At 45.9% G+C, this 14795-nt stretch carries 1 protein-coding gene; it reads left to right on the plus strand.

The genetic code is table 11. The annotated features are described in order from the left end of the window. Positions 1–246: 246 nt before the first annotated feature. Complete coding sequence (locus VEA_RS09340) at positions 247–14793, plus strand: tandem-95 repeat protein (protein WP_012841790.1); 14547 nt, start codon at positions 247–249, stop codon at positions 14791–14793. The last annotated feature ends 2 nt before the right edge of the window (positions 14794–14795 follow it).

The raw sequence follows: 14795 nt of genomic DNA on the forward strand, positions 1-14795 counted from the left end.
CAATTCATTTGGTGGGTCTAAATTTTGAATAAGGATCCCGATTTTAAAGTGAAATTGATGTTTAACAAGAGTTGAGTGGCTTTTATTAAAACAAGACAAATATGCGCATAGATTCCTATTGATGTATGACACATAATTACTTAATTGAGCATCAAATTGCTGTTATTGCACTATATAATCAGGCAATATATAGCAAATTAGTATTGTTAGTCAAAAACTTGACAGTTATTTAGGGTTAAGATTTATATGGATCGTACAGCGTTAGTGTCACTCGGTAATCAAGTCGTCGTAATAGGTTTAGATGGGGAACTGAGAGTCCTAACAGAAGGACAACAGCCCCTACCAGGTGAAGTGGTAGTGGCAACGACAGATGCTGCACCTCTAAATTTGAACATTCAACTAACTGAAGAGCAAAGCTCAAAAGATATTTCTGATGATGTGGCACGAATTATTGGTGCTATTGAGCAAGGTCAAGACCCTTCTATAGTTGATGAAGAACTCGCGCCAGCTGCGGGTGAAAACAGTGGTTCAAGTTTACAAAATAGTGCCACGATTGCACGGGATGGCACTGAAGTGCTGGCCTCAACAAATTTTGAAACTATTGGCTTGGAATCCCTCGGTTTATCTGAAACACAAGCGTTGACCTTAAATGACTTTTTCGCAACAAATATAGAAACCAGTGGAGATGGCTCAAATAAACCACTTACTAATTCTCCAGTGACATTAAGCGCTATCGAAGAAGATAGCGATCCCATCACGATAACTACCGAAGAATTACTATCGAATGTCGATATTGACGATGCTGATACTCTTATCGTTACAAACGTCACTATTGAGAGTGGGAATGGAACTTTAATTGATAACAACGATGGATCTTGGACTTATATCCCAGAAGCTGATGATGATACTGAAGTGTCATTCTCCTATGACATCATTGATGACGATGGGGGTGTTATTAATGGCAATGCTAATTTAGATATTAAGCCTGTTAATGACGCGCCAATAGCGACTAACGATGCGATTCAAACTGACGAAGATTCCCAGGTTTTAATTGATGTGCTCGCTAACGACAGTGACATTGAAGGTGACGATTTATCCATTACTTCTGCTTCTGTATCAGAAAAGCAAGGTATCGTTGAGATTGTCGATGGTAAGCTTGTTTTCACTCCGGCTGAAAACTTCAATGGTAATGCAACTATTAGCTACACTATCTCAGATGGTGAGCTAGAGGATGAAGCTCAAGTCTCGGTAACAGTAAACTCAGTTAACGATGCGCCTATTGCCCTTAATGACGCAACAATTACAGAGGAAGATACCTCAGTAACGATTGATGTGTTGCCAAACGACACTGACATCGATGGCGATGCGTTAGGCATCGAATCGGCGTCTGTGCCGAGTGACCAAGGTCAAGTCGAGATTATTGACGGTAAACTGGTGTTCACGCCAGCCGAGAACTTCAATGGCGACGCTGAGATCACTTACACCGTCACCGATGGTGCGCTGACTGACGAAGCGACGGTCAAAGTTACGGTGAATGCCGTGAACGATACGCCAGTGGTTGAGAGTAGCATTGCAGACCAAACCTTGGCGGAAGATTTCACGCCATACACGATCGATCTGAATGCGGCCTTCAGCGATGTGGATAATGCCGATGGCGAGTTAACGTTTAGCGTATCTGGCAACAGCAACATTCAAGTAGCGATAGTCAATGGTATTGCCACGATCACTCCAACTGCGGACTGGAACGGCTCAGAAACACTGACCTTTACCGCCACCGATCCAAGCGGCGAGAGTGTTAGTCAAACCGTGAACTTCACAGTTGCCCCTGTGGCGGACATCGTGGCAGACAGCGCGACGGTTGTGGAAGACACGCCGACCATCATCAAGGTCTTAGGTAACGACACATTCGAAGGCGACAACAAAGTGGTGTCGCTGGATACCAACAATGGCCCAGCCAACGGCACGGTCTCGGTCAACCCTGATGGCAGCGTGACTTACACGCCAAACGACAACTACCACGGTACAGACAGCTTCACCTACTTCGTCACCTCCGGTGGCGTAAGTGAGTCCACCACGGTGAACGTCGATGTGACACCGGTCAATGATGCGCCTGTGGCAAAAGATGACACGGCGGTTACTGACGAAGACACGCCAGTGACGATTGATGTCCTGCCAAACGACACCGATGTGGATGGCCATGAGCTGTCTATTCAATCGGCGTCAGTGCCGAGTGTTCAAGGTACAGTCGAAATTATTGATGGCAAACTGGTGTTCACACCGGCAGAAAACTTCAATGGCGACGCTGAAATCACCTACATCGTTACGGACGGTGAATTGACCGACGAAGCGAAGGTGACCGTTAACGTTAACCCAGTGAACGATGCGCCAACCATCAAGGTTGATGCCGTGGATAGCATCACTGAAGATGCAGTGAACACGGATACGGTAGTGGCGACGCTGGAAGTCGCTGATACTGATACGCCAGAAGATCAATTAAACGTTTCTTTAGAAAACAACTCAAACGGCTATTTCGTGTTGGCTGGCAATGAAGTCAAGCTAACTCAAGCGGGCGTCGATGCAGTTAACAACGATGAACTTAACCTTAAAGATCTGACTATCAGCGCGTCAGTGTCGGATGGTGCTAATCCAACGGCTAACGACAGTGATAGCTTGGTTGTGAATCGTGTTAACGATGCACCGACTATCGATAACGTCATTGCAGATCAAGTGCTAGCGGAAGATTTCGATGCATACACGATCGACTTGAATGAAGTATTCAAAGATTCCGATTCCTCGCTAGAATTCTCAGTCTCTGGCAATAACAACATCCAAATTTCTATTGTGAATGGTGTTGCTACCATCACTCCGACTGCGGATTGGAATGGCAAAGAGACAATTACGTTCACAGCTAAAGACCCAAGCGGTGAAAGCGTAAGTCAAACGGTGAACTTTACGGTAGCACCAGTAGCTGACATTGAGGCTGATAGTGCGGATGTAGTCGAAGACACATCAACCATCATTAATGTCTTAGGTAACGACACGTTCGAAGGCACTGATAAAGTGGTGTCTTTGGACGCCGATAAGGGGCCTGAAAATGGCACCGTCATCGTAAATAACGACGGCACGATAACCTACACACCTGATGATAACTACGTCGGTAACGATACTTTCACTTACATCGTGACATCAGGTGGAGTGTCTGAATCCACCACCGTTGAAGTCAATGTAACACCGGTCAATGACGCGCCAGTGGCAAAAGATGATACCGCTGTTACTGACGAAGACACACCAGTGACGATTGATGTTCTGCCAAACGACAATGATGTGGATGGCGATAAGCTGAGTATTGAATCAGCCTCTGTACCTAAAGAGCAGGGTACGGTTGAAGTGGTGGATGGAAAACTCGTCTTCACACCGGCAGAAAACTTCAATGGCGACGCCGAAATCACTTACAACGTAACGGACGGTCAATTGACCGATGAAGCGAAGGTGACCGTTACCGTTAATCAAGTGAACGATGCGCCAACCATCAAGGTTGATGCCGTAGAAAGCATCACTGAAGACGCAGTGAGCACTGATACGGTAGTCGCAACCTTAACGGTTCACGATACTGACACGCCGGAAGATGAGCTTACGGTGTTGCTAGAAAACAACTCAAAAGGTTACTTCGTGTTGGTTGGCAATGAAGTCAAACTAACTCAAGCGGGCGTCGATGCAGTTAACAACGATGAACTCAACCTTAAAGACCTGACTATCAGCGCGTCAGTGTCGGATGGTGTTAATCCAACGGCTAGCGACAGTGATAGCTTGGTTGTGAATCGTGTTAACGATGCGCCAACAGTTGATAATGCCATTACAGATCAAGTGTTATCGGAAGATTTCGATGCATACACGATCGACTTGAATGAAGTATTTAAAGATTCCGATTCCTCGCTAGAATTCTCCGTCTCTGGCAATAACAACATCCAAGTCTCTATTGTGAATGGCGTTGCTACCATTACTCCGATTGCGGATTGGAATGGCAAAGAGACAATTACGTTCACAGCTAAAGACTCAAGTGGTGAAAGCGTTAGTCAAACGGTGAACTTCACGGTAGCGCCTGTGGCGGACATCGTGGCAGACAAAGCGACGGTTGTTGAAGACACGCCGACAGTCATCAAGGTCTTAGGCAACGACACGTTCGAAGGCGACGACAAAGTGGTGTCGCTCGATGCCAATAACGGTCCAGCTAACGGCACGGTCTCCGTTAACCCTGACGGCAGCGTAACTTACACGCCAAACGACAACTACCACGGTACAGACAGTTTCACCTACATCGTTACGTCAGGCGGGGTATCGGAATCCACCACGGTGAATGTCGATGTGACGCCAGTGAACGATGCGCCAATGGCGAAAGATGACACGGCAACAACACAAGAAGATACCGCAGTTACTATTGATGTTCTGCCAAACGACACCGATATTGATGGCGATAAGCTGTCGATTGACTCGGCATCTGTGCCGAGTGACCAAGGTACAGTTGAAATTGTTGACGGCAAGTTGGTCTTCACACCGGCCGAGAACTTCAATGGTGACGCCGAAATTACTTACACCGTCACCGATGGTGCACTGACTGACCAAGCGACGGTCAACGTCACCGTGAATGCCGTAAACGACACGCCTGTGGTTGAAAGCAGCCTCGCAGACCAAACCTTGGCGGAAGACTTTACGCCATACAGCATCGATCTAAATACTGCCTTCAGTGATGTGGATAACGTGGATGGCGAGCTGAGCTTTAGCGTCTCTGGCAATAGCAACATTCAAGTGGCGATCGTCAATGGGATTGCTACGTTCACTCCAACTGCGGACTGGAACGGCTCTGAAGCGTTGACCTTTACTGCCACCGATCCAAGCGGTGAAAGCGTCAGCCAAGCGGTGAACTTCACAGTAGCGCCTGTGGCGGACATTGAGGCTGATAAAGCGACGGTTGTGGAAGACACGCCAACCATCATCAAGGTCTTAGATAACGATACGTTTGAAGGCGACGATAAAGTGGTGTCGCTGGATACCAATAACGGTCCAGCTAACGGCACGGTCTCGGTCAACCCGGATGGCAGCGTAACCTACACGCCAAACGACAACTACCACGGTACAGACAGTTTCACCTACATCGTCACATCTGGGGGCGTCAGTGAGTCCACCACGGTGAACGTCGATGTGACACCGGTCAACGATGCGCCTGTGGCGAAAGATGACATCGCTACGACACAAGAAGACACCGCAGTTACTATTGATGTTCTGACAAACGACAATGATGTGGATGGCGATAAGCTGAGTATTGAATCAGCCTCTGTACCTAAAGAGCAGGGTACGGTTGAAGTGGTGAATGGCAAACTTGTTTTCACTCCGGCCGAGAACTTCAATGGCGACGCTGAAATCACCTACATCGTTACGGACGGTGAATTGACCGACGAAGCGAAGGTGACCGTTACAGTAAATGCGGTGAACGACACGCCTGTAGTTGAAAGCAACATCGCAGACCAAACTTTGGCGGAAGACTTTACGCCATACAGCATCGATCTAAATACTGCCTTCAGTGATGTGGATAACGTGGATGGCGAGCTGAGCTTTAGCGTCTCTGGCAATAGCAACATTCAAGTGGCGATCGTCAATGGGATTGCTACGTTCACTCCAACTGCGGACTGGAACGGCTCTGAAGCGTTGACCTTTACTGCCACCGATCCAAGCGGTGAAAGCGTCAGCCAAGCGGTGAACTTCACAGTAGCGCCTGTGGCGGACATTGAGGCTGATAAAGCGACGGTTGTGGAAGACACGCCAACCATCATCAAGGTCTTAGATAACGATACGTTTGAAGGCGACGATAAAGTGGTGTCGCTGGATACCAATAACGGTCCAGCTAACGGCACGGTCTCGGTCAACCCGGATGGCAGCGTAACCTACACGCCAAACGACAACTACCACGGTACAGACAGTTTCACCTACATCGTCACATCTGGGGGCGTCAGTGAGTCCACCACGGTGAACGTCGATGTGACACCGGTCAACGATGCGCCTGTGGCGAAAGATGACATCGCTACGACACAAGAAGACACCGCAGTTACTATTGATGTTCTGACAAACGACAATGATGTGGATGGCGATAAGCTGAGTATTGAATCAGCCTCTGTACCTAAAGAGCAGGGTACGGTTGAAGTGGTGAATGGCAAACTTGTTTTCACTCCGGCCGAGAACTTCAATGGCGACGCTGAAATCACCTACATCGTTACGGACGGTGAATTGACCGACGAAGCGAAGGTGACCGTTACAGTAAATGCGGTGAACGACACGCCTGTAGTTGAAAGCAACATCGCAGACCAAACTTTGGCGGAAGACTTTACGCCATACACCATCGATCTAAATACCGCTTTCAGCGATGTGGATAACGTTGATGGCGAGTTAACGTTTAGCGTCTCTGGCAACAGCAACATCCAAGTGGCGATCGTCAATGGCATTGCTACGTTCACTCCAACGGCAGACTGGAACGGCTCAGAAATCCTAACCTTTACTGCCACCGATCCAAGCGGTGAAAGCGTCAGCCAAACGGTGAACTTCACAGTAGCGCCTGTGGCGGACATTGAGGCTGATAAAGCGACGGTTGTGGAAGACACGCCAACCATCATTAAAGTTTTAGGTAACGACACGTTCGAAGGCGACGACAAAGTGGTGTCGCTGGATACCAACAACGGCCCAGCCAACGGCACGGTCTCGGTCAATCCTGACGGCAGCGTGACTTACACGCCAAACGACAACTACCACGGTACAGACAGCTTCACCTACTTCGTCACCTCCGGTGGCGTAAGTGAGTCCACCACGGTGAACGTCGATGTGACACCGGTCAACGATGCGCCTGTGGCGAAAGATGACATCGCTACGACACAAGAAGACACCGCAGTTACTATTGATGTTCTGCCAAATGACACTGATGTGGATGGCGATAAGCTGAGTATTGAATCAGCCTCTGTACCTAAAGAGCAGGGTACGGTTGAAGTGGTGGATGGAAAACTCGTCTTCACTCCGGCAGAAAACTTCAATGGTGATGCTGAGATCACTTACACCATCACCGACGGTGTGCTGACTGACCAAGCGAAGGTTACCGTTACCGTTAACCCAGTAAACGATGCACCAACTATCAAGGTTGATGCCGTGGAAAGCATTACTGAAGACGCAGTGAGCACTGATACGGTAGTGGCGACGTTGGAAGTCGCTGATTCTGATACTCCAGAAGACCAATTAACCGTTTCTTTAGAAAACAATTCAAACGGTTACTTCGTGTTGGTTGGCAATGAAGTCAAGCTGACTCAAGCGGGCGTCGATGCGATTAACAACGATGAACTTAACCTTAAAGATCTGACTATCAGCGCGTCAGTTTCGGATGGTGCTAATCCAACGGCTAACGACAGTGATAGTTTGATTGTGAATCGTGTTAACGATGCACCGACTGTTGAAAATGCGATTGCAGACCAAGTGTTATCGGAAGATTTCGATGCATACAAGATAGACTTGAATGAAGTATTCAAAGATTCCGATTCCTCGCTAGAATTCTCAGTCTCTGGCAATAACAACATCCAAATTTCTATTGTGAATGGCGTTGCCACCATCACTCCGACTGCGGATTGGAATGGCAAAGAGACAATTACGTTCACAGCTAAAGACTCAAGTGGTGAAAGCGTCAGCCAAACGGTGAACTTCACGGTAGCGCCTGTGGCGGACATCGTGGCAGATAAAGCGACGGTTGTGGAAGACACGCCGACCATCGTCAAGGTCTTAGGTAACGACACGTTCGAAGGTGACGATAAAGTGGTGTCGCTCGATACCAATAACGGACCAGCCAACGGCACGGTCGCGGTCAACCCTGACGGCAGCGTAACTTACACGCCAAACGATAACTATCACGGGGCAGACAGCTTCACCTACATCGTTACGTCTGGGGGCGTCAGTGAATCCACCATTGTTAAAGTTGATGTCACGCCAGTAAACGACAAACCTGACAGTGAAGACTTTACGCATGTGGCCGATGATCAGCTTACGCACGTTGTGTTTGATACCGATACGAAACCTTTAGGTGATGGCGACTCTCAGGATCAGATAGCGGATATTGAAGATGACTTAAATAGCAACGATCTACATGTTCGGATTACTGAACTGCCAACATCAGGTACGTTGTTCTTTAAAGATAGTGACGGTGAGTTGCACGAAATTAAAGAAGTAAGCGATACGCTTTATGACAAAGACAGTCTTTACTATGAAGCTGATAATGTTGGCTTCTTATTAGGTATCAAAGATCGTCCAAATACGCCTAATGGCTCGGAATCTACAACAGATTTCAATAACTGGGGATTAAGTGAGGATGGTGGTCCATCAAATTCACGTACTGAGCATTTAGCAAATGGAGCCTCTATCACCATTTCTTCTGATAGCGGTGAGCTTGCACAGTACAACCGCCAGGTGTCACATATCGGCAATGGTATCGCTGACAATGATGGGCAGGGTATTGAGAAGGGTGAAACGATTACGATCGATTTGTCTAATAACCCTGTGGGCAGCGTAAACCTTGGACTAGATGGACTAGGTGGATTGTTTGATTACGGTGATGACAACGCAGCGCTTATTACGGTTACATACTTAGATTCAAATAATGTCCAACAGACTCAAACGTTCGAGTTTTTGAAGCCTGAAGGCAACTTCATGCTATTCCAAGAAACAAGCGTTGGTTATGGGAAAGATCTAGCTCTTCCTGAAGGTTCGGTCATTACTCAGTTAGATTTTTCTACGAAAAATGAAGGTAACTGGGAGTTACGTTATGTAGAAGGTGTTCCTGCAGAGGACAGCTTTGGATATGTGGCCGTCGACTCTGAAAGTGGCGTTAGCGATCCATCTACAGTCAATATCGTTAATGAAATGCTAGATGGTAATGTTGCTGAAAATGGGCCAAGTCTGTCTGTGGTCGGTGATAGCGTGACTGAGGGTGACAATGTCACTTTTTCGGTTGTTCTAGATGAAGTCACCAGTACTGCTGTTAAGTACCAAGTTGATATGCTTGCTCAAGGTTCTTCAGTTGATAAGAATGACGTAAATCTATCAAATGCAACCTACACAAATGGTGTTGTTTTCTTAGGTGGTTACTTGATTGTTCCTGCAGGTATAAGTAGCTTCGAAATATCGATTCCGACTATTGATGATTTGGTTGTGGAAAGCAGCGAAACGATCGTTCTTGAGCTCGGCGGTGAAACGGGGACGGCAACAGTTCTTGATAATGATAGTACAGAACTTAGCGTAGTAGATGCCGGCGATGTCATTGAAGGAACTGACGCAATATTTACCGTTTTACTCTCTAACCCTGTTCAAGAGGCCGTTGTCGTCAATCTGAAGTCAACAACAAATGATAGCTATACTGCGGAAGATGTTGATTTAGGCACTATGGTAGTGACCTATGTGGATACTCATGGTCAAACTCAAACATTAGATATGGCGCCTAATGGAGACGTTACCATACCTCTAGGTGTCGCTGAAATTAAAGTCGCTGTCCCGACCAAACTAGATAATGTCCATGAAGGTGATGAGAGCTTTGGTCTGACGGTTACGGAAATCGGTAGTGTCACCAGTAATGGTATTGCAACTGGTAACGCAAATATTGTGGATTCTGATCCTGCACCTTTAGTTAGTATTAGTGCCGATCAAAACAGTGTAAATGAAGGTGAAACGGCAGGCTTTACGCTGACACTTGATAAAGTTGCAGATGAGAGTGTTACGGTTCATGTCGAATATAGTGGCGTGGCCCAAGATGGAAAAGATTTTGTTGGCGTTCTTAGTGTTGAAGTTCCTGCGGGTCAATCTTCAGCGGCTCTTGACTTACTGACGCTCACCGATGGTATTTATGAGGGCGCAGAATCTTTCACAGTAACCATTAAAGAGGTGGATGGCGCTGATGCGAGCATTGCTTCAAATAACAGCGCAAGTGTTGTGATCGTTGATGCCCAAAGTGCACCGAAAGTGACTATTAGCTCAGATCAATCCTCAGTTGATGAAGGTAGTGATGCAAAATTTATCGTCAACATTGACCAAAAAGCAGATGAAGATGTACTGGTAACATTCACAATCGGCGGGAATGTTGATGACAAAGATTATATTGCTCCAAGTACGTACACAGTCACGATTCCAGCGGGTAAAACGTCGGCGCCGATTGATATAAAAACTCTCGATGATGGTATTTACGAAGATCTTGAAAACCTAACTGTGACTCTAATTGGTACGGTTGGTGCAGATTCGACGCTTGCAAGTGACTCGAATGAAGCAACAGTCTCTATTATAGATGCTCAGCACGCTCCAGAGTTTATTTCTGGCGGCGATAGTGCTGGTGACAAACCAAATGATGATGTTTACGACTTCGGGTCAGTTAACGAAAACACGGTGAGTGGGTCCGTTATTGGTACGGTCGTTGCTGAAGATCACGATAATGACGTGCTTGTATACCGCTTTGCAGATGGCTCGACCACTAATGGTATTTTTGATATCGACCCGACAAGCGGAGAGATTTCATTGAACAAGACAATCGATGATGTTGACTTGGGCGATTATACGCTTCAGGTTGAGGCTATCGATGGAACTGGCGGGATTGATACTGCCGAGGTCAATGTTTCTCTGGTAAATGTGAATGATGCACCTGAATCTTCGCCTTCCGCGGTTGAGATGAGTGAAGATACCCAAGTGATGCTTGATTGGTCATCATTCGGTATTAGCGATGTGGACTCTAACGTATCAGAGCTCTGCGTCCAAATCACAACGATTCCTAGCGATGGGTCATTAGAGTATAAAGATTCGCAAGGCGATTGGCAGTCTGTCCAAATCGATCAAGTGCTTGATAAATCGCTCTTTGATGAAAACAGTGTTCGCTTTGTACCTGAATTAAATGAGTCTGGCAGTGACAGTTTCGGCGGAAATCAAGTCGGAGACCAGGAGTCTAGTTACGCTCAAATTGGCTTTAAACCAACAGATGGACAGAGTACCGGTCAAGAGTCAACACTGACAATAGACGTAAACCCTATCGCTGATAAACCGAACTTAATCGCAGTGACGCACGAGAACTCATTACCCCAACAAGAGTTTAACGTTACGACATGGAGTAATGTTCAAGTTGGTTCTAGTGATGGTATGGGGGTCAATGGAGAGACTCTAATCTCAGCGATCAACGTTCTTGATGCAGCAGATGGAACTCAATTGAGTTGGTCAAATGTGGAAGATTTAGGTACTAATGCAACCTTGGCAAATGAGGCCGTTCTAGTCACATCTCTTGTTTATCTGGAAGCTGGTTCGAGTTACGACTTTGTCGGTCAAGCCGATGATAGCCTTGCAATCAAGTTGGGTGGTACGTTACTTGATCAAGCTCGTTGGGGTAGCGACAGTGGTGATATTAAGGGTGCTAGCTTTACACCTTCGGTATCTGGTTTTTATCCAATTGAAATTTATCACCATAACCAAAGTGGTCCGGGTAACTTTAATGTGGATGTATCCATTAATGGACAAGCACCTGTCAATCTGAGCAACAGCAGTCTTTACGTAGTTAGTGATGAAAGTGCACTAGAAGCAACTGATATCAGAACGTCTGAACTACAAGAAGTTAATGGTGTTGCGTTTTACGAAACATATCAGCTGAACGAAGGGTTACAAGATACAGCGATACCGCTCTCTGAAATTAAAGCAAGCTTAAATGATAAAGATGGCTCTGAATCACTTAAAGTCACGCTAACTGGCTTACCTGTAGGTGCGATCCTTTCAGATGGAAACAGTTCTATTACTGTCGCAACTATTGATGAAGAACTGGACGTGACAAGTTGGGCATTAGATACACTTACTGTGACTCCACCAGCTGGCTCCCATGATGACTTCACAATCAATTTGACGGCAACGAGTACAGAACGCGCGAATGGTGATTCAGCAGAGTCTAACTTAGCGATCAATGTTGTAGTACATGAGAACTTACCGACGGAAACGGAAAGTGATATTGGGAAGACCAACGAAGATAATTCGCTACAGGGTAACGTATTGCGTAATGACTTTGATGACGACAACACCCTGATGGTTGATCACATTACTATTAATGGTACTGACTATGCGGTAGGTCAAAACGTATCTTTGACCAGTGGCACTTTATTAGTAAACCAAGATGGTAGTTACGTATTTGAACCTACCGAGCACTGGTCAGGTGATGTTCCGTTAATTAGTTACACCACAAATACTGGCGCAACAAATACGCTTGATATCAACGTTGTCGCAGTTGCAGATGCCCCTGCGATCACGATTAATGTTGGAGAGTTAGTAAAAAGAGATGCTGTTGATCCTAATCACAACTTAGCTACTTCTGCGATAGATAAAGCGCCTACAGAGAATGAACTCGTCGCTGCTGATCTTGGTTTGGATGATGTTGTGCAAAAAAATCACTCATACGCCGGAGTGATGCTAGGAGACAACAACGACAGAAGTGATACCGATAGCTTATTCGTTGGGACTGATTACAATGACACCTTCTACGGTGGCGGCGGTGATGACGTATTTATTGGCGGTGGTAATAACGACTCTTTCTATGGTGATGATGCGTCCACTATTACAGATTATGATGGCCAAGATACGGTTTACTTAACTGGAAACTTCAGTGACTACAAAATGACCTTCAAAGACGATCATGGAGGTCAAGTTCCATATTGGATTTTGCTAGATAATCGTTCTATCGATTCGGTAAACGACCACACAGGTAGTGATGATCGTGGTGATCACTTATATGAAATTGAACGAATTGTTTTTGCAGACAAAGTCGTTGAATTGAAGCCCGACGGCACCTATGAAGTGCTTCAAGAGCGTTGGATTCCCGTTGATATTAACGTTGATTTGGTTGATGTCGATGGAAGTGAAAGCTTGGCGCAAACTGTTTTTGTGGAAGGTTTGCCGGATGGTGTAGAGCTGTATATCGATGGACATGCCGTTAATCAGGACGCAAACGGTAATTACCTTGTCACTCTGGATGCTAACGGTAAGGTCTCTTTAGATATCAGAGTGCCGTTTGATTATGAAGGTAGTCTAGAGTTCCCACTAAGCGTTACCGCGACGTCGGTTGAAGAAGCAAATAATGATGCTGCTTCAACAACAGAGTCTGTTGAGCTTACAGCTCGTGACTATGTTCTAGAGTCGGGTTCACATGGGAACGATCAGATAACGGGCAGTGACGATCACGATATTATTGTTGGCGATGTACAAGGATTGGAGATTATTGCGGGTCAGGACTACAACATCGCCTTTGTTTTGGATACTTCAGGGAGCATGGGTAACTGGGTAGGAACTGCGAAGCAAGAAGTACTAGATGTGTTTGATGAATTGTTAAGCGCTGCAAATCAGGGTGAGAAGCCTGGAACAGTGAATATTCACCTCAGTGAGTTTGCTTCAAGTGCGTCAGCAGTTATTTCCGTTGACTTGAGTTCTCCAACAGCAAGAGATGAGTTTGTAAAAGAACTGAATAGTGCTATAGGTGATGAGGGTGACGGTGGCACAAACTATGAGGCGGGTTTACAGTCAGCTGTTGAATGGTTTAGCAGTCAACCTAACCCTAATGGCCAAAATATCACGTACTTTGTTACTGATGGTCAACCAAATAGAGCAACGCATCTCTATCATTTAGCGCCGAATGAATTCTCGAAAGTGATTTTGGATGTCGATGATTCTGGCAAGCTTGTTACCCTGCAAGATATAGTTAGTAACAGTAGTTATTCATACGGACAGACGGTTACCTACAAAGGTGACGTCGTTATAGATAGTTACGGTCAAGTATATTCACCGCTAACAGGCAGAACCCTTGGTGATATCGACAGATATAATGGTTCTATCCGTTACTACGATGAAGGTGGCAGCTCAACACAAGCTCAACATATGTATCAAGTGTTAGCAGCATTGTCTTCAGTAGAGTCGATAGGTCTTGGTAGTGGTGTTGATGAACAGACACTTAAGCAGTATGACACTGATGGTGTGGTAGAGTCAGATATCGATGTTACTAAACTTGCTGAAACGATATTGGGTCAAGATGTGCCCCTGAAGCAAGGCTCAGACACTATTCAGGGTGGAGAAGGTGACGATATCTTGCTGGGTGATTTAATTGAATTTGGCGGTAATGAGCAAGGTTTGAGTGCAATTCAATCACATGTGGCACAGCAAACGGGTCAAGATGTTTCTACCATTGATGGTGAAGACATCCATGAATACGTTAAAAATAACTTAGAAGAATTCAACCAATCTCACCAAGGTGATAAGTCGGATAACTTATCTGGTGGTGCTGGCAACGATTTACTGTTTGGTCAGGGTGGTAACGACATACTCGTTGGTGGTGAAGGTGATGATATTCTGATTGGTGGTTTGGGTAATGATATCTTAACGGGAGATGAGGGCTCTGACATCTTTAAGTGGAGTGAAGTGACCAACGAGGTTGATACGGTTACTGATTTCAACAAAGATGAGGATACTTTAGACTTCTCCGATCTGTTTGATGACTTATCAAAAGATGAAGTTGGTGAGCTTCTTAATGATCTTCAGTCCGGTGATCATACTGGTGATGTCGGAGAGTATCACGTAGAAGTGGCACCAGATGGCGGCTCGGAAGCGAACTTGAGTATTACGAAAGGTGGCTCGACATTGGACATCCATTTTGATGGTGCAAGTGTCGATGATGTGACTCAAAGTCTGATTGCAAGTTTAGAAGCGCAATACAAAGACATGTAGCA

The sequence above is a fragment of the Vibrio antiquarius genome (genome assembly GCF_000024825.1).
GTDB lineage: Bacteria > Pseudomonadota > Gammaproteobacteria > Enterobacterales > Vibrionaceae > Vibrio > Vibrio diabolicus.

Bases quoted from the DNA above. Each gene is read 5' to 3' on its own strand.
- VEA_RS09340 (WP_012841790.1), top strand. From the start codon at position 247: ATGGATCGTACAGCGTTAGTGTCACTCGGTAATCAAGTCGTCGTAATA.